This window comes from Massilia antarctica, assembly GCF_015689335.1.
In the GTDB taxonomy this organism is placed as follows: domain Bacteria; phylum Pseudomonadota; class Gammaproteobacteria; order Burkholderiales; family Burkholderiaceae_D; genus Telluria_A; species Telluria_A antarctica.
Map to the genome: position 1 here is coordinate 836,674 of NZ_CP065053.1, position 17,709 is coordinate 854,382.

The 17,709-nt window shown below is 62.8% G+C and carries 19 protein-coding genes; 11 read left to right on the forward strand and 8 right to left on the reverse strand.

What is annotated here, in order from left to right:
* Nucleotides 1–187: 187 nt before the first annotated feature.
* The gene (pmbA, locus tag IV454_RS03735) at nt 188–1,540 is read right to left on the reverse strand and encodes a metalloprotease PmbA (protein ID WP_206090382.1); all 1,353 of its coding nucleotides are present in this window, start codon (nt 1,538–1,540) and stop codon (nt 188–190) included.
* A gap of 92 nt (nt 1,541–1,632) precedes the next feature.
* Between pmbA and yjgA the strand changes: the two genes are divergently transcribed.
* The 6 genes from yjgA (at nt 1,633) to IV454_RS03765 (ending at nt 5,236) form a co-directional block, all read left to right on the forward strand.
* Nucleotides 1,633–2,253 carry a ribosome biogenesis factor YjgA gene (yjgA, locus tag IV454_RS03740; RefSeq protein WP_206090383.1) on the forward strand — a complete coding sequence of 207 codons (621 nt, stop codon included), beginning with the start codon at nt 1,633–1,635 and terminating at the stop codon, nt 2,251–2,253.
* Nucleotides 2,231–2,869 carry a molybdopterin adenylyltransferase gene (gene mog, locus IV454_RS03745; RefSeq protein ID WP_206090384.1) on the forward strand — a complete coding sequence of 213 codons (639 nt, stop codon included), beginning with the start codon at nt 2,231–2,233 and terminating at the stop codon, nt 2,867–2,869. The genes yjgA and mog overlap by 23 nt, the downstream gene beginning before the upstream one ends.
* Nucleotides 2,866–3,534 carry an alpha/beta hydrolase gene (locus IV454_RS03750; protein ID WP_206090385.1) on the forward strand — a complete coding sequence of 223 codons (669 nt, stop codon included), beginning with the start codon at nt 2,866–2,868 and terminating at the stop codon, nt 3,532–3,534. Before mog ends, IV454_RS03750 begins: the two co-directional genes overlap by 4 nt.
* A 79-nt stretch (nt 3,535–3,613) precedes the next feature.
* Nucleotides 3,614–3,880: a hypothetical protein gene (locus IV454_RS03755; protein ID WP_206090386.1), complete on the forward strand. Its 267-nt coding sequence runs from the start codon at nt 3,614–3,616 to the stop codon at nt 3,878–3,880.
* 10 nt (nt 3,881–3,890) lie between these two features.
* A complete protein-coding gene (locus tag IV454_RS03760) occupies nt 3,891–4,991 on the forward strand; it encodes a saccharopine dehydrogenase family protein (RefSeq protein ID WP_206090387.1) in 1,101 nt (366 codons plus the stop codon).
* Between the two features lie 47 nt (nt 4,992–5,038).
* On the forward strand, nt 5,039–5,236 hold the full coding sequence (locus IV454_RS03765) for a hypothetical protein (RefSeq protein ID WP_206090388.1): 198 nt from the start codon (nt 5,039–5,041) through the stop codon (nt 5,234–5,236).
* On the opposite strand, the gene IV454_RS03770 is transcribed toward IV454_RS03765, so the two are convergent.
* Complete coding sequence (locus tag IV454_RS03770; protein ID WP_206090389.1) at nt 5,233–5,709, reverse strand: hypothetical protein; 477 nt, start codon at nt 5,707–5,709, stop codon at nt 5,233–5,235. The genes IV454_RS03765 and IV454_RS03770 overlap by 4 nt on opposite strands.
* 198 nt (nt 5,710–5,907) lie before the next feature.
* Here IV454_RS03770 and IV454_RS03775 point away from each other — a divergent pair, with 198 nt between their 5' ends.
* Both IV454_RS03775 and IV454_RS03780 read left to right on the forward strand, forming a co-directional pair.
* A complete protein-coding gene (locus IV454_RS03775; RefSeq protein ID WP_206090390.1) occupies nt 5,908–6,669 on the forward strand; it encodes a hypothetical protein in 762 nt (253 codons plus the stop codon).
* Nucleotides 6,670–6,713: 44 nt separating this feature from the next.
* Nucleotides 6,714–6,986, forward strand: coding sequence for a hypothetical protein (locus IV454_RS03780; RefSeq protein WP_206090391.1), 273 nt, complete (start codon nt 6,714–6,716; stop codon nt 6,984–6,986).
* A gap of 128 nt (nt 6,987–7,114) precedes the next feature.
* Here the strand turns inward: IV454_RS03780 and IV454_RS03785 are convergent, their stop codons facing one another.
* The gene (locus IV454_RS03785) at nt 7,115–7,669 is read right to left on the reverse strand and encodes a carboxymuconolactone decarboxylase family protein (protein ID WP_206090392.1); all 555 of its coding nucleotides are present in this window, start codon (nt 7,667–7,669) and stop codon (nt 7,115–7,117) included.
* Between the two features lie 285 nt (nt 7,670–7,954).
* On the opposite strand from IV454_RS03785, the gene IV454_RS03790 reads away from it, so the two are divergent.
* Entirely contained in the window at nt 7,955–9,007 is a 1,053-nt protein-coding gene (locus tag IV454_RS03790) for a porin (protein WP_229522290.1), read from the forward strand.
* Between the two features lie 44 nt (nt 9,008–9,051).
* On the opposite strand, the gene IV454_RS03795 is transcribed toward IV454_RS03790, so the two are convergent.
* Complete coding sequence (locus IV454_RS03795) at nt 9,052–9,507, reverse strand: cache domain-containing protein (protein WP_229423555.1); 456 nt, start codon at nt 9,505–9,507, stop codon at nt 9,052–9,054.
* 695 nt (nt 9,508–10,202) lie between these two features.
* Between IV454_RS03795 and IV454_RS03800 the strand changes: the two genes are divergently transcribed.
* Nucleotides 10,203–11,525: an aspartate aminotransferase family protein gene (locus IV454_RS03800; RefSeq protein ID WP_206090394.1), complete on the forward strand. Its 1,323-nt coding sequence runs from the start codon at nt 10,203–10,205 to the stop codon at nt 11,523–11,525.
* Between the two features lie 44 nt (nt 11,526–11,569).
* On the opposite strand, the gene IV454_RS03805 is transcribed toward IV454_RS03800, so the two are convergent.
* The 4 genes from IV454_RS03805 to IV454_RS03820 form a co-directional block, all read right to left on the reverse strand.
* Nucleotides 11,570–13,147, reverse strand: coding sequence for a hypothetical protein (locus tag IV454_RS03805; protein WP_206090395.1), 1,578 nt, complete (start codon nt 13,145–13,147; stop codon nt 11,570–11,572).
* 213 nt (nt 13,148–13,360) lie between these two features.
* A complete protein-coding gene (locus tag IV454_RS03810; protein ID WP_206090396.1) occupies nt 13,361–14,209 on the reverse strand; it encodes a fumarylacetoacetate hydrolase family protein in 849 nt (282 codons plus the stop codon).
* Nucleotides 14,210–14,279: 70 nt separating this feature from the next.
* Nucleotides 14,280–15,563 (reverse strand): MFS transporter, encoded by a 1,284-nt coding sequence (locus IV454_RS03815; protein WP_229522045.1) that lies wholly within the window; start codon nt 15,561–15,563, stop codon nt 14,280–14,282.
* 14 nt (nt 15,564–15,577) lie between these two features.
* Entirely contained in the window at nt 15,578–16,978 is a 1,401-nt protein-coding gene (locus IV454_RS03820; protein WP_229522047.1) for a KamA family radical SAM protein, read from the reverse strand.
* 240 nt (nt 16,979–17,218) lie between these two features.
* On the opposite strand from IV454_RS03820, the gene IV454_RS03825 reads away from it, so the two are divergent.
* Nucleotides 17,219–17,674, forward strand: a complete 456-nt coding sequence (locus IV454_RS03825) for a cache domain-containing protein (RefSeq protein ID WP_206090397.1) — start codon at nt 17,219–17,221, stop codon at nt 17,672–17,674.
* Nucleotides 17,675–17,709 lie beyond the last annotated feature (35 nt).

Sequence of the window (17,709 nt, forward strand, 5' to 3'; positions counted from 1 at the left end):
TGTGTCTCCTGAAGTGTTTACGTCACGGAAAAACCACCAATGTCATGCTGCTAGAGCTAGTGTATTTGCGTCTAGGCAAGCATGCAATGTAATTTATCTTACAGGAGTCTTACAGGATGCCGCGGAGGATTGGCAGGGGTGTTTCGCGTGGACACAAGGTGCCCACGCGCGAGAGCGTCAGTGGCGATCAGCTGCCGGCCACGACCATGTTTTCGATCAGGATCGAGCCGGTCTGCTTGTTGCCGCGGATGAGCACGTCATTGCCGATGGCGACGATCTGTTGGAAGATATCCTTCATGTTGCCGGCGATGGTGATTTCCTCGACCGGATACTGGATCACGCCATTCTCGACCCAGAAACCGGAAGCGCCGCGCGAATAGTCGCCGGTCACGTAATTGGTGCCCTGGCCCATCAGTTCGGTGACCAGCAGGCCGCGGCCCATCTTCTTGATCATGCCGGCGAAGTCGTCGGCGCGTTTGGTCTGGGTCGAGCTCATGGTGAGGTTATGCGAACCGCCCGCGTTGCCCGTGGTTTTCATGCCCAGCTTGCGCGCCGAGTATGACGACAGGAAGTAGCCCTGTACCACGCCATCCTTGACCACATTGCGGCGCACGGTGCGCACGCCTTCTTCGTCGAACGGGGCCGAACCGACCGCGCCGATCACGTGCGGATCTTCCAGGATCTGGATATGCGAAGGGAACACCGACTGCCCCAGCGAATCGAGCAGGAAGGTCGACTTGCGGTACAGCGCGCCGCCCGAGGTGGCTTGCACGAAGGCGCCCAGCAGGCCGGCCGCCAGCGGGGCCTCGAACAGCACCGGGCAGGTGCGCGTATCGAGCTTGCGCGCGTTCAGGCGCGCCAGGGCGCGTTCGGCGGCGTAGCGGCCCACCGCTTCTGGCTGGGCCATTTTTTTCGGGTCGCGCACCGAGGTGTACCAGTCGTCGCGCTGCATTTTGGCGCCCTTGCCGGCGATGGGCGCCACCGACAGGGTATGGCGCGAAAACGGATAGCCGCCCGCGAAACCGCGCGAATTGGCCGATACGAAGTGCGACTGCTGCACGTGCACGCTGGCGCCTTCGCTGTTGGTGATGCGCGGGTCGACGTCGAAGGCGGCCGCTTCGGCGCGTTGCGCCAGCACCACCGCTTCTTCGGTGGAAATCATCCACGGGTAGCACAGGCGCAGGTCGCGCGGCTTCATTTCGAGCATGTCGGCGTCGGCCAGGCCGGCGCAGTCGTCGTCGGCCGTGAAACGGGCGATGTTGTAGGCCGCGTCGACGGTGGCGCGCAGGGCTGCCGGGGAAAAGTCGGAGGTGCTGGCATTGCCGCGTTTTTGACCGATATACACGGTCACGCCCATGCCCTTGTCTTTATTCTGCTCGATCGTCTCGATTTTGCCACGCCGGACCGACACGGACAGACCGCTTCCCTCGCTGATGTCGACGGCCGCATCGGTGCCGCCCATCTCCTTGGCAAAGGCCAAAACGTCGCGCGCCAGCTGCTGCAGCTGATCCTGGGTGTGGATAAAGACGGAGTCGTTCATGTGGTGTTTTCTTCGGCTGTCCGGTTAAACGGGTATGATAGCAGTCGTTTACAGTTTTTACTGATCGGCTTTACGCCTATCGGAACCATATCATGCCAAATCCAAACCGGGGCGCCTGCGGCTTCCAATCGTCCGAGTTCGAGCAAGAATACGAACGCCCTTCCAAGTCCGAACTCAAGCGCCAGATGAGCGAGCTGCAAAAGCTCGGCGAAGAACTGGTCGCCGAAGCGCGCGACAGGGTCAAGCGCGTTCCCATGCCCGAAGACGTGCGCGATGCGATCCTGGCTTGCCAGCTGATCACCAACCACGAGGGACGGCGTCGCCAGATGCAGTTCGTCGGCAAGAAGATGCGCACCCTCGACGAGGAAGAAGTGGCCGTCATCCAGCGCACCATCGATAGCTGGAAAGGCATGTCCAAGGCCGATACCGCCGCCCTGCACGCGCTCGAACGCCGCCGCGACAAGCTGCTGGCCGACGACAAGGCCCTGACCGTGCTGCTCGAAGAAAATCCGGAACTCGACGTGCAGCACCTGCGCACCCTGATCCGCAATGCGCGCAAGGAACAGGCCGAGAACAAGCCGCCCAAGGCTTACCGCGAGATCTACCAGATCCTCAAGGATATCGACAAGAAGCGCAAGGCCGCCGCCAAGCCTGCGGCTGCGGATTTAGACGAGGACGGCGAGCCGATCGATGACGAGTCCGACGACGAGTAATTCCGCGCAATTGGTGATCGGCCTGGTGTCGGTCTCCGACCGCGCCAGCGGCGGCGTGTACGAAGACAAGGGCTTGCCGGCCCTGGCCGACTGGCTGGCCGGCGCCCTCACCACCCCCTACCGCATCGAAACGCGCCTGATTCCCGACGAACGGGCGCGCATCGAAGCGACCCTGGTCGAGCTGGTCGATGTTGTACGCTGCCACCTGGTGCTGACCACCGGCGGCACCGGTCCGTCGCGGCGCGACGTCACGCCCGAGGCCACGGTCGCCATCGGCACCAAGGAAATGCCCGGTTTCGGCGAGCAGATGCGCCAGATCAGCCTGCAATTCGTGCCGACCGCGATCCTGTCGCGCCAGACCGCCGTGATCCGCGAAATCGATGGCCACGCGGCGCTGGTGATGAACCTGCCCGGCCAGCCGAAGGCGATCAAGGAAACCCTCGAAGGCCTGAAAGATGCTGACGGCAAGCAACTAGTCGGCGGCATTTTCGCGGCCGTGCCCTACTGCGTCGACCTGATCGGCGGGCCATATATGGAAACCAACCCGGCCGTATGCAAGGCATTCCGGCCGAAATCGGCGCTGCGTCCGGCGCCGTCCACCGGGAACAACGCATGAGCAAACTGTTAGACAACATCGAAATCGAAACCGCCCCCAACCCGACGGTGGCAATCATCTGGATGCACGGCCTGGGTGCGGACGGCAACGACTTCGTGCCGCTGGCAAGCGAACTCGACTTGAAAGGCTTGCCCGCCATCCGCTTCGTCTTCCCGCATGCCAATACGATGCCGGTGACGATCAACGGCGGCTACGTGATGCGTTCGTGGTACGACATCGTCAACGCCGACCTTGGCCGGCGCGAAGACGAAGCCGGCCTGCGCGCCTCGCAGTTGCAGGTCGAAGCCCTGATCGCGCGCGAAAAAGCGCGTGGCATTCCGGCCTCGCGCATCATCCTGGCGGGCTTCTCGCAGGGTTGCGCGATGACTTTGCAGACCGGCTTGCGCCATCCGGAAACCTTGGCCGGGCTGATGTGTTTATCCGGCTATGTGCCGCTGGCCGACAAGATCGCGGCCGAACGTTCGGAAGCAAGTATGGCGACCCCGATTTTCCAGGCGCACGGCCAGCACGACGGCATGATTCCGATCGCCCGCGCCAGCGACTCGCGCGATTTGCTCACCTCGCTCGGCTATCAAGTGGAATGGCACGATTACACGATGCAGCATTCGCTGTGCCAGGAAGAAATCGACGATATCGGCGTCTGGCTCAAGAAAGTCCTGGCCTGATTCACACGGCCAGCCGTGCGACTTCAGTCCGTCTACCGCAGAGAGCGTAGAATGCGTTCTTTGATAGCAAAGGCAGACAATGAAAAAAACCGGCATGGCAAAGAGTGACGCCAAAAAATTGATGGGCAAGATGGTCGCCCCGGGCGCGGCCGGCTTCGGCAACGCCGACAACGCCATCGTCGACCGCCGCGAACAGCGCAAGCGCGATCAGGCTCTGGGCCTGGTCCCGTTCGCCGTCAAACTCAACAGCGATCTGGTGCTGCAACTGCAAACCCTGGCCAAGGAACGCGATGCCGACCTCAACGAGGTCGTCGCCGAACTGCTGGCCAAGGGCCTCGCGGCCTGAGCCAGCCAAGGTGAAAACGGTCGTTCTCGGCGGATACGGTAACTTCGGCGCCCGCATCTGCCGCGCCCTGGCGCCTGGCCCCGGCATCGAACTGATCGTCGCCGGGCGCGACCTGAACAAGGCCAGCGCCCTGGCCAGTGCCTGCGGGCATGGCGCGGCAGCGGCCCGCATCGATATCCACGATCCCCATCTGACGCAAGCGCTGCGCGCCCTCGGCGCCGAACTCGTCATCCACACCGCAGGCCCTTTCCAGCAACAGGATTACAGCACCGCGCTGGCCACGGCCGCCGCCGGCGCGCACTATATCGACCTGGCCGACGGGCGCCGCTTCGTGTGCGACTTTCCGGCCGCGCTGGACCAGGCCTTCCGCCAGCAACAGCGCGTGGCCATCACGGGCGCGAGCAGCGTGCCGGCCATGTCGTCGGCCGTGGTCGACCACTTGACGGCGGGCTGGCGCGGCATCACGTCCATCGACATGTGCATCGCCCCGGCCCAGACCGCGCCGCGCGGGGTGGCGACCATGGCCGCGGTGCTGAGCTACTGCGGCGCGCCGATCCAAGTCTGGCAGGATGGCCGCTGGGTCACCGAGCTGGGCTGGGCGGCGCCGAAGATGGTCGGATACGCACGCCTGCGCCCGCGCCTGGCATCGCTGTGCGACATTCCCGACCTCGAACTGTTCCCGGCCCATTATGCGGGTGTGAAGTCGGTGATGTTTCGCGCCGCGCTGGAGGTCGGCGTCAGCCAGCGCGGCATGGCGGCGCTGGCGGGCTTGCGCCGCATGGGGCTGGTGCCTCATCCCGAACGCCTGGCCGCCCTGCTCAACCGCGCCGCCGACGGCTTGAATTTCCTCGGTTCGTCCCTGGGCGGGATGGTGGTGCGCGTGCACGGCTTGGACGCCGATGGGGCGCCTGTGCAGCGCGCCTGGCACATCGCCGCCGATCACGACCACGGCCCGGAAATCCCGTGCATGGCCGCGGCCCTGCTGGCGCGCCGGCTGGCGGCGGGCACCCTGGACAAGATCGGCGCCTATACCAGCGTCGGCCAGCTGACCCTGGCGGAGTTCGAACCGGAGTTTGCCAAGTGGGGCATGGTGACTGACCTGGGCGAGTGATCGGTTATCATCTGCGCTTGGATAACAACGCTGAAAGAGGTAACACCATGGCCAAAAAAGAAGAACTCGACGAAGAAACCCTGGCACTGATTCACTGGTGCATCGAGGTGGAAGGTTTCCTGGTGGCCGGCGGCGCAACCCAGAAGCAGGCGCAAGACCATATCGAGGAACAGGTCGAGTGGTTTACCGACCAGTTCTATGATGGCTTGACGCCGGAAGAAGCGGCGAAGGACGCGCTCGCTTAACGCGGCACTGCCTCATCCGGCGCGGCCGGTGCGTCGCGGCCGGTGCGACGCACCGGCCTCCACTGGACGCGCTGGCCGTCCCACAAGGCTTGCGGGTCGGGCGGCGAGGTTGATGCCCAGAACACGGCCTTGAAGCGCTTGTGGTTGTCCGGGTCGATCGCCACCCTGTCGCCGATGGCCAGTTCCAGGGCGTCATGCCGTTCGCGATCGCGCGCCAGCGCAGGGTGCCTTGCATCGGCCGCTTCCGGCGTTCCGCTGGCCGCGAGATAGCGGACCCAGATGGCCCAGTCTTCCATCACCAGCGCCAGCAGCTCGGGCGCAATCGGCGACAGGTAATAAACCTCCTCGTCACGCTCTTCCAGGCCGTACATATACCCATTCGCATAAATATGCGCAACGCCGTCCAGCTCGGCGATGCCGAGCAAATTGCCGTCGTAAAAAACGTGGACGGTCAAGACACGATCGAATTTCATCTATCTCGTTCTTTCGGCGGCTGTCAAAGTTCAATATTCCGAATCAATCGTTGAGGCGTACACAGTCGCTGTCGCTTAAGGTCGGAGCGGCCTGTGCGCGCGTGACGATGCCGCGTACGCTGTCTGCATTCTCACTGCGCATCGAAGGCAGCCACTACGGCAAAGCGCCAAGCCTCGCCCATTCCGACATCTTCCATCATGACCATCGACCTCCGATGCGACGAGCACGATATGCGAAAAATCGAATCGCTTTTACTCGACCACGACATCGCGCGGAGTGACTTCCGGGGCGAACTGTATGACTGGCTGGGAAACAGCTTCGATGGCGTCTGGCTGGAACTAAAAGGCCGCCAACCGGTCAGACTGAATACCGAAACGAGCGCGCGCCTTTTTATGATACCGGACAGGTCAACGGTAAGAGTACTCAACGTGAACGAGGATGGCAACGCACCGGCGGGCACGAAAATCCATTTCGTCAACTCCTTCGTCCCGGACGACGAGCAAAACAGCGTCGTTGTCTTCTCCCTGGAAAAAACGCCTGGCGTTTGGTCCGCCGCTTTGCATATCGGAAGGATGAAGCTGCGCCCGGATGCACCAGCCAGACTTTGCACCGTTGCGTTTGGCATGATGGCGGTCACCGCCTACCGTCTCGGCTTCGATCATATCCAGCTCTACGCCGCAGGACGGGGACCTCTGCACCAGACCGATCCCGACGCGTATATCGGGTATCGCGTCTGGCCTAAATTCGGTTTCGACGCGCCTGTGAACGCCGCCGAAATGAGCGGGCATCCCCTTGCGTCGATGCATGGGTTGCGCACGGTACAGGAGGTCCTCGCTCGCACCCCGCAGTGGTGGGACGCCTGCGGCAGTGGGCGTCCGATGCAGTTTGATGTAAGCCCGACCAGTCGATCGTGGTCGATTTTGATAAACTATCTTTGGACGACCCTGGCGGATTTTTGACCACCGTTGCAATCACCAAAGCAATCATACTTGAGGTGAACACCATGACATCACTTACCAAAGCGCAAGCAGACCAGCTCGCAAAGTACCGGCGTGCATCGGACGAACTGCGAAAAAAAATCGCTGCCACAGCGGTCCGCGATGAGAACGAAATTCTTCCGGAGAACGGCATCTTTCACTTCCCGCGCTGCAGGCCGTTGACCTCCGAGCAGGCCTTCGCCCTGTTCGGAAAATCAGAGTTTTCCGACAGCGTGCTTCGAGAGATTGCCGACAACGGCGTCCGGCATCGGCGCGCGACAAGCACCGCCAGCGAGTAATTGCTGATGTCCCGTGCTCGGCAGCATCGAATGCCGCGCGGGCTCATCCGCATGCCAATGCGATGCCGAAACTATTCATCCCGAAATAAATTCATCCTGGATAAGCCGCGCAGCCGGCGTGAACGCTACTACTCCGGCAACGGCGCCGCCGTCGATACCGGCGCCGCGGTCTGTGCCGCGTTCATCACCATCGCCAAAAAAGTGTAGTACCCGTTGATCCCCATCAAATCGACCACGCCTTTTTCGCCGAACAGCGCCAGCGCGTTGGCATAGGTCACATCGCTGACCCGCTTGTTCCTGTGCAGCTCCACGCAAAAATCGTACACCAGCGCTTCATCGACCAGCATCGCCGGCGACTTGCGGCGCTGCGCAATGGCCGCGACGATACCCGCCTCGATCCCGCTGCGCTCGGCAATCGGCGCGTGGATCGCCCACTCGACCTGCTGGTCCCACTCGCGCGCCGTCACCAGAATCGCGATTTCCGACAGGCGCGTGCCGATCGCGCTGCGGTAGCGCAGGTACTCGCCCATGCGCTGCGCGCTCTCCATCAGCTCCGGGCTGCGCAGCAGCGGCACGAACGGCCCGTACAGCGCCCCGCGCGGGCCGTCGATGATGGCTTGGGCGACGGCCTGCTGCTGCGGCGCGAGCTGCTCGAAGGGGATGGGGCCTAGTCTTTCTCTCATCAAAGAATGTTCCCAAAGGCGGAAATATTTCGCAAATGCATAGCAAAATTGATTTTAAATTCATCGTACTTTGTTTTGCTTTTTCGAGGTGTGCAGATTCATGAAAAAATTTCGCGGCCCCCGAAAATGTGTGTTCATGGCGACGCTATACTGGACTCAGTGGCTCCGGCCGAACACCTCGCTGCCGGACCACCAGCTTCCAAGTGCAATGGATCTCGATGACAAAAATACTGAGGAGATATTGAGATGTCGAAAACGGCAAAGGCGATATGGGGCGGTATTCTGATGTTGGCGGCAGGCGGGGCATCTGCCCAGTCGTCGGTAACAATCGGTGGATTGGTCGATCAGTATGTTGGATCGTTGCAGTATAGCGGTGAACCTGCACGCCGCACGGTGGTGCAAAATGGCGGCATGTCGACCTCGTGGTTTGGCTTTCGCGGCGTCGAGGATCTGGGCGGCGGCCTGAAAGCCGAGTTCATGCTCAACGGCTTCTTCCTTGCCGACACCGGCGCCTCGGGACGCTTCGGCGGCGACAACCTGTTCTCGCGCGACGCCTTCCTCGCGCTGTCGGGCAGTTTCGGAAAAATCACGGTGGGGCGCACCAGCGCGCCGAGTTTCCTGCCTGCCGTGCTATTTAACCCCTTCGGCGATTCCTTCCAGTTTTCCCCGCTGATCCTGCACACCTACGTGCCGACCGGAACTGTCGGTGCGCGCAAATGGGTCGCCACCACGGCTGGCGATAGCGGCTGGAGCAACCAGATCCAGTATTCCACGCCTGTGGTGAATAACTTCCAGTTCAATTTCTATTATGCGCCGGGCGAGCAAGCCGGCAAGAGCAGCAACAAGAACGTCGCAGTCAACGCTTACTACAATAATGGTCCGCTCGGCTTGACCGCGGTCTACCATACCGTGCGGGTGAGTAATCCGAATGGCGGCCTGCCGATCCTCGACGCCACCAAAGCGCCAAACGATTACAGCAGCATCGAAAAGCAAACCGGCTTCTACCTGGGTGCACGCTACGATTTTTCGGTGCTTAAGGCATTCGTCACTTACCGAAAAAACAATGACGATGCCGCCGCCGCCCGCGAGATGGACGACAAGACATTTACCTTGGGGGCAAGCGTGCCGACCGCCAGCGGCGCCATCCTGGTCGGCTATGCCAATACCGAACGTGGCGGCAACTTGCTCGCGGCAGACCTCAAACGCGATACGCTCAGTGTCGGGTACGACCACAACCTGTCCAAGCGCACCGACTTATACACGATCTTCATGTCCGACAAGATCACCGCATCGTCGCGTGCCCGCAGCTTCGCGGCCGGGGTACGCCACCGGTTCTGAGTTGGGTGTGGAGCACGGCGGGGGACCGCCGTGCTGGGATTGCCTTATTTGTAGATGCCGCAAGCGATCAGGATATCGTCGACCTTTTCAATATAGGCCGACTTCGGTTGCAGCGCTCCCGTTTGCGGATGGGGCCAGACGAAATCGACCCAGCCGCTGCCTTTCTGTTGTGCCACATCGATGTAGCTCTTGACGGTGCGCACACCATTCTGGTCTTTCACTTCATACATATTGCGGCCAATAATTTTTGGATTGGGGCTGGCCAGGTTGATGCCCTTCATGTCGTAGGCAAAGATATACAGGCTGCCGTCGACGAACTTCCCTTTGGGGTCATTGAATGCGGCTATAGCTTTTTCACGGCCCACTTCCTTGTAATACGCAACCCCTTTTTTTACCATGGCGATTGCTTCCTCCGGCGTGCGTTTCTCTTCCGCGGCGGCGCCGGCTTGCATGCCGATGGCAAGAACAAACATCGCTAACGCTTTGAAAAAAATCTTCATAATGCCCCCTCCGGTTTGGCGTCATGGAGCCCGATTCTGGCCCGGTGAACCTTGCAGGTTCTCATTAATATTAGCAGCTTTTTTTACTAGAAACGACGGGCAACAGCGATTTGTCCGTCCGGTGCGACAGCAATCCCCTACCCAATGACAGCAGCGCCGCCGCGACCAAGCCCTGGGCCTGGTGCCTTGCGCCGTCACGCTCGATAGCGAACTGGTGGCGCACCTATTTGGCGGCGCTGAAACGCGTCGGCGGGCAGGGCGTCATTGACCTGGCAGGCATCAACGGCTACTACACCTTTCTGGCGACGACGATGAATGCGGCGCGGACGGCTGTCCCAGTGTCGCCTGCCAAGCCGTTACCTGAGTAGACCTCCTTGCGCTTGGACTGGGAGCGACGGTCGCCAAGTAAATCATGTATTGATGGCCCGTCTATTATCAGCTCCGGGCTGCGCAGCAGCGGCACGAACGGCCCGTACAGCGCCCCCCGCGGGCCGTCGATGCGCCGCCGCCTGCTGCGCGGCCGTTAATTGTTCCGCAGCCATCGGCCCGAGTCGGTCGATCATGGTGCTTGCCTTTCCTCTGTTGCGTTTATTGCCGCAGGTAAAAATATTCGCACAGCCCGGGGGATAAATCAAAAGAAGCGGGACGTTCTCAGCTTATTGTCAAGCATCAACAATTTCAGCGACGAGGAAGCCATGAGTCACATGATGCACCGTAATCTCCGGCAAATCCCGCCGGTTGCCGTCAGCGCCCAGGGAATGCTGGTGCGCGACAGCGAGGGGAAGACCTATATCGATGCCTGCGGCGGCGCGGCGGTGTCCTCGCTCGGCCACGGCCATCCGGACATCCTGAGCGCGATGCACCGCCAGATCGACCGCAACGCCTACGCCCACACCGCCTTCTTCACCACCGACGTGGCCGAGGAACTGGCCGACCGCCTGGCCGCCGGCGCGCCCGAAGGCTTGAGCGAAGTGTACCTCGTCTCGGGCGGCTCGGAAGCGATGGAAACGGCGATGAAGCTGGCGCGCCAGTATTTCGTCGAAACCGGCCAGACCCAGCGCACCAAGTTCATCGCGCGCCGCCAGAGCTACCACGGCAACACCCTCGGTGCGCTGGCGGTCGGCGGCAACGAGTGGCGGCGCCGCCATTTCGCGCCCCTGCTGATCGACGTGGCGAGGGTGGCGCCCTGCTATGAATACCGCGACCGCCGCCCGGACCAGACCCAGGACCAGTACACCGGCGCCCTGCTGCGCGAACTCGACGAGCAGATTCATGCGGCCGGTCCGCACAACATCATCGCCTTCGTGGCCGAGCCGGTGGTGGGCGCGACCGGCGGCGCGATTCCGCCCACGCCGGGCTACTTTCGCGGCGTGCGCAGCCTGTGCGACCGCTACGGCATCCTGTTCATCGCCGATGAAGTCATGTGCGGCATGGGCCGCACCGGCACCATGTATTCGATCGAGCAGGATGGGGTCGCGCCCGACATCATCACCATCGCCAAGGGACTCGGGGCCGGCTACCAGCCGATCGGCGCGGTGCTGGCCCAGCGCGCCCTGGTCGACCAGCTGCGCAAGGGCAGCGGCGCGTTCCAGCATGGGCACACCTACATCGGCCATCCGGTGGCCGCCGCCGCCGCGCTGGCGGTGCAAAAGGTGATCGAGCGCGACGACCTGCTAGCCGCGGTGCGGCTGCGCGGCGAATCGCTGCGGCGCATGCTGCAGGCCGAATTCGGATCGCACCCGAACGTGGGCGACATCCGCGGACGCGGCCTGCTGCTCGCGCTCGAACTGGTGAAGGAGCGCGACAGCAAGCAGCCGTTCGAACCGGCGCGCAAGCTGCACGCGGCGGTCAAGAACAAGGCCATGGCCAATGGCTTGATGGTGTACCCGATGGGCGGCACCATCGATGGCGTGCACGGCGACCATATCCTGCTGGCGCCGCCGTTCATCGCGACCGAAGCGGACCTGTCGGAAATCGTCTCGCGCCTGTCGGACGCCATCGCCGCCGCGCTCGACTGACATGCCCCGCGTCCGCGACGGCGCCGGTCCGCTCCACGGCCAGCCTAGTTGGCCGGCGTCTTGACGATCAGGTCGACGATGGTCCACGAAAAGTCGGAACGCAAGGTGCCGCTGAACACCGGATCGGTAATGCTCATGTAAAAGTCGCTGGCGTACGGCATGATGGGTTTCGGCGCCGGCGCGTAGGCCGCCATGTTGTGGCACGTCATGCAGTTCGACTGCATCCCGGTATTGGCATTGATCGTGCCATTGATCGGACGGCTGATGCCGGCAAACACATCCGGCCCGAAACTGGCTTCCAGATACGGGTTGTAGCCGTACACGGGCGCGCCGACATTCTTGCCGCCGGTGATAGGCTGCGCCGGCGAGACTGTCGAATACGCCAGCGCCATCGCATAGTGGCGCGCCGCGCCGTCCAGATACGCCAGCGGACGCGCGCCGGCGATGGCGGAGGAACTGGGGGCGAACGGACGGTCGGCATTGGCCGACCACCAGAAAGTTTGCCAGGTCCACATCTTGTCTTCGCGCGAGGTGACGTGCATGCCGATCAGGATCGCGATGTCGCCGGCCGACACCGGCTTGCGCAGCTGGGCAGACAGAAAGGCCGCATTCTCGGCGCTGATCCGGCTATGGATAAAGTCGTTCAGATAGAAGGTGTTGGCCGGTGTGCGGTTGTTGCAGCCGGGATCGTTGCTATTGCCGCCGCTGCCGATCGGCCGGCTGATGTCCACATACACGCAGCTGTTCCAGTCCACTTCGCCAAAGCCGCTGTCCGGCTTGGCGGCAGCGGGACCGGGCCAGCCCGGGAAGCTGTAGATGCCGCGCGCCACGTTCTTGGGAATGATTTTGAACACCGGCTTGATCACGATCGCGTTCGATGGAAAGTTCGGCAACTCCGTGTAGCCGTTCGCCATCAGCTGCTTGAGCGTGCTTTCATAAAACAAGCGGTTGGCGATCGCATGCTGGGCGGCCGGCGGATTGTAGGCCACCGACACCAGGATCGCCGTGTCGGGGGCGCCCGCGAGACGGGCCGCGCTGACCATGCTGGCGCGCGCCTGGTGGCCATGCTGGAACTGGCGCGGCAGGTGCAGGTCCAGGGCCAGCCGCGCCATCGGGCTACCCTTGCCGTCCTCGCGCAGGCGCTCGGGCGCGCTGCGAAAGATGATGTTCGACGGCGCGGTCCAGGTTTCGAAGGCGCGCACCACCACCCCGTCAACCATGCCGACCGGCTGGGTCAGCCCAGCCCACAATCCCCATGCGTGCTGCTGGATCTGGCTGTCGGCGCCGCCGAAAATCCATTGATTGAGCTCAGTCTCGGGCTTGGGAAACACAAACGCCGGATTGGGACGCGGCAGGTCCGGCAGGCACACCAGGTTACCGTCGATATTGCCGATGTCGCCGTACTGGCGGGTCGCGTTCAGGCAGGCGTCGAGCTTGTCGAGGATGGTCGATTGCTGGGCACCACTGAGCTTTTTGCAGTTGGCCCTGAGCAGGTCGCCGATGACTAAAGTGTTACTGCAGGAAAGTTGATAGCTGCCGTTGGGAATGGTCTGGGCGGTGGCGGGCAGTGTTGCAGCCCAGCTTGCCAGGGCGAGCAGGAGGGGGGTGCGATAGCTGGTCATGGTCTCTTTCTTCTATCGATGGAAAGGAGAGGGGGACCCGCATGGCGCAAACTGGATCATGCAGGCCGGCAGCCGGTTTTCCGGCGTGCTGGTCTGCATGGTGTGCCTTTATTGGCAACAGAATCTAAGGAAAAGTCATGCGTTTGCGAAGCTATGCATTCGCACAATAAAGATACCGCCTTGGCGCCTCGCCCAAGCGCGGCGCTGGCGTGATCAGCCGGCCCAGGCGATCACGTCCTGCTGCTGCTCACCGATGCCGGCGATGCCCAGGCGCAAAGTGTCGCCTTTTTTCAGGAAACGCTGCGGGCTGCGCGCCATGCCCACACCAGGCGGGGTGCCGGTGGCGATGATGTCGCCCGGTTCCAAGGTCATGAAGCGCGACAGGTAGCTGACGATCTGAGCCACGGTAAAGATCATGGTCTCGGTGCAGCCGGTCTGCATGCGCTTGCCGTTCAGTTCCAGGTACAGGTCGAGCCGCTGGACGTCGATCACTTCATCGCGCGTGACCAGCCACGGGCCGACCGGGCCGAAGGTGTCGCAACCCTTGCCCTTGTCCCACTGCGGGCCGCGTTCGAGCTGGAAGGAGCGCTCCGAGATGTCGTTGACGACGCAGTAGCCGGCCACGTAATTGAGCGCCTCTTCTTCCGTCACGTATTGCGCGCGGGTGCCGATCACCACGCCCAGTTCGACTTCCCAGTCGGTCTTTTTGGAACCCTGCGGCAGCATCACCGGGTCGTCCGGGCCGGACAGGCAACTGATCGCCTTCATGAACACGATCGGTTCAAGCGGCGGGGTGGCCCCGGTTTCGGCGGCGTGGTCGGCGTAATTGAGGCCGATGCCGATGAATTTGCCCACGCCCTTGAGCGGCACACCAAGGCGCGGATTGCCGCGCACCAGCGGCAGGGTTTTGTAATCGATCTTGGCCAGCTTGCGCAGCGCCTTGTCGGACAGGAGCGAGGCATCGATATCGGCCACCACGCCGGACAGGTCGCGCAGGCGGCCTTCTTCATCGAACAAGCCGGGTTTTTCCTTGCCGGGACGGCCGTAACGAACCAGTTTCATTTTGTATTCTTTCAAAGGGGACAGGCGTAAAGTCGCCCGCGATTGTAGCGCAGGCGGGGCGGTCCGTCCCTCAGGCCACCGCCGCGCCCTCCCCGTGCCCCTGCGCGCGCGCCGCGGCCGCCACGCTCCCGCGGCGCCGCACATACAGCACCAGCCCGGGCAGTTGCAGCAGCACCAGGATGCCGAAGGCGGCCTGGTAAGCGCCGGCCGGATACTGGTGCAGCACATTCGCGTTCCACAAGCCGAGCACCTGGCCGAAGCCGGCCTGCACCAGGAAGGCGCCGATGAAAATCAGCAAATTGAGGCAGGTGGCGGCGCGTCCGGTCAGGCTGGGCGGCATGCTCTGGGCCACGATCGCATACTCGATGCCGGTGACGGTGCCGATCAGGGTAAACAGCACCGACAGCGTCTGGAAGCCCGGCTTGAAGTTGAGCACGATGGCGATCTGCACCAGCACGAACAGGCCGATGCCGACCGCAGCCACGTCGAGCGGCTTGACCCCGCGCCGCCCGGCCCACTCGGTGATCATGCCGACCGCGATGGCGCCGAAAATCACGGCGGCCATGCTCAGGTACAGCAGGTAAGCGACGGCGGCGTCGGAAAAATGCGCCACGTCGGACAGCCAGCGCCCCATCCACAAGCCTTGCAGGCCGAAAAACACGGCATGCGGCACGAGCATCAGCGAAATGGTCTTGCGAAAGGCCGGATCGCGGTAGACATCGAGGATCGATTGCACGGTCGGGGCCGCCGCCTTGGGCGCGCCGGCCGCGGCGCGCGGGGTCACCAGCCAGATCAGCAGGCCGACGCAGGCGGCCAGCGCGCCGAGCAGAACGAACAGGCCGCGCCAGTCGGTGAATTGGAGCGCCAGGCGCACCGGCAGGGTGGCCGAGGCCGCCCCCAGCCCGCCCACCGCGATCAGGTAGCCGTGCACCGATGGCAGGCGCTCCGGCGCGATCCAGCCGGAAATCGACTTGACGGCCGACATGAAGCAACCGCCCAGCCCGAATCCGATGATGGCGCGCGCCACCACCAGTTGCGCGAAGCTGTTGCCATGCGCGAACATCAGGGCGCCGCTGCCGGCCAGCAGCATCAGCACCAGTTGCACCTTGCGCGGCCCGTAGCGGTCGAGCGCGATGCCGACCGGCAGCTGCACCAAGGCGAAGGAAAAGAAGAAGGCGCTGGTGAGCAGCCCCAGCTGCCCGGAGGTGAGCGAGAGCGACTGCACCAGGTTGGGCGCCAGCACGGCGTTGACGGTGCGCAGCAGCGAGGACAGGTAATGTCCCAGCGCAAACGGCAGGAACACGGAGAAAAACACGGCCAGGCCGGACAGTCGCTGCTGCGCGTGTTGCATCATGCGTCTCCCCGGCCTCAGGCGGCGTCGGATTGCTTGCCGCAGCCGCCCGCGACGGCCCGCTGCGCCGTCGTGATCGGGATCACCTTGCCGGCCGGCGCATGCCCGGCGCCATCGTCCTCGCTGTCGAAGAAGAACTTGCTCTTGCCAAAAGCCGGCACCAGGTGGTCCATCCAGGTCGCCTTGTCGTCAAATTTGGCGAAAAAGGGCTTGCGCACCCAGTCCGGATTGCGCGCCTGCAAAAATTGCAGGGCGAACAGTTTTTCGCCATTGATGGTGACCACGCCATCGATCACGACCTTGCCGGGGAAGGCGCTCATGGACGGTCCGCGCACCGTGCGCGACAAGCCCGACACCATCTGGTAGGCCGACTGGAAGATTTCATGGGCGCGCGCCAGCGGCAGCGAAAAGTATTCGCTGGGGCCGGTGTCGCGTTCGACGAACATATAGTAGGGAATCGCGCCCAGGCGCACACCGGTGGTCCACAGTTCGGCCCAGCTGGCGGGGTCTTCATTGATATGGCGGATCAGAGGGCCTTGCATGCGCAGGGTGGCGCCAGTCGAGACGATGCGCTTGACCGCCTTTTGCGCCATCGGGTTGCGCAGTTCCACGGCGTGGCTGTAGTGGCCCATGATGGCCAGGTTCTTGCCGGATGCGACCACCTTCTCGAACAGGCGCATCAGGTCGTCGGCATCGCGGTCGGTGACGAAACGCTGCGGCCAGTAGGCCACCGACTTGGTGCCGATGCGGATGTTCTGGATGTGCGCCAGCTCGGGCGCCAGCAGCGGCTCGATGAACTCGGCCAAGGAGCGGGTATTCATGATCATCGGATCGCCCCCGGTGATCAGGACGTCGGTCACGTCCGGATGGGTGGCCAGGTAGGACACCAGCTCGGTCGTTTCGCGCGCATCGAACTTCATGTCGTCCATGCCGACGAACTGCGGCCAGCGGAAGCAAAAGGTGCAGTAGGCGTGGCAGGTCTGGCCGGCGCTGGGGAAGAACAGCACCGTTTCCTTGTACTTGTGCTGCAGGCCGCGCAGCGGCGCATCGTTCACGCGCGGCACGTTGTGGGTCATCTGGCCGGCCGGATGCGGGTTCATGCGCATGCGGATGGTGTGCACCAGCTGGTTGATGGCCGTTTCATCCTTCTTGTACAGCACCAGCTCGCGCAGCCGGGCGTATTCCTGGGGTTGCAGCATGTCGCGGTGCGGAAACACCAGGCGGTAGATGGGATCGTCCGGAATATTGCTCCAGTCGATCAGGTGGTCCATCACATATTCATTGGTGCGGAACGGCAGCACGCGCGAGACCACTTCCACCGCTTCCTGCAGCTCGGGCGACATGAATTTCCACTGGCGCGCATTGGCGACCGACTGGCGGGTGTAGGGCTTGAATTTGGGGGGCGAAAGATCGGTCACGACGGGCTCCTGAACAGGGTGGGAAGGCAGAAAATCATCATATGCTTGCCCTGTGGAACCAAATTGCCATAAATCAATATCAGGAGGCAAGCGTGCCCGGCTGCCACGCAAGCGGCATGAAGTGTGGCGTGCGCGCATCCTTCGCCTCCGCCTTGACATGGCGCAATCGACGGCTTGAGCGGGGGCGTAGATTACGCAATGCACCTAAGCAACAGCCCTCCCTTCCTGAAAGGATTTGCCATGAAATTGCTGCTGACCGCCACCGCCCTGAGCTTCACCTTCGCCGCCGGTGCCGCCTGCGCCGCCGACCCCACCGAAAAAGACGCCATCGCCATGGTCGAGCGCGGCGCCGCCCTGATCAAATCCAAGGGCAAGGAAGAAATGGTCAAGCGCATCAACGCCAAGGACAAGGATTTCGTCCAGGGCGAGCTGTACATTGATATGCGCGACTTGCAGACCGGCATCGTGCTGGCCCATCCGATCAACCCATCGATCGTGGGCAAGGACTTGACCGACGTGCCCGATGCGAGCGGCAAGAAATATCGCCGCGAAATCATCAACCTGGGCCAGGCGAAGGGCAAGGGCTGGGTCGACTACCAGTACAAGAACCCCACCAACGGCAAGATCGAGCCGAAAACCACCTATATCCAGCGGGTCGGCGATGTGGTGCTGGAAGCGGGCATTTATAAAAACTAAGGCATTTGCAATGCGGGCGGCATCTGCCGCCTGCG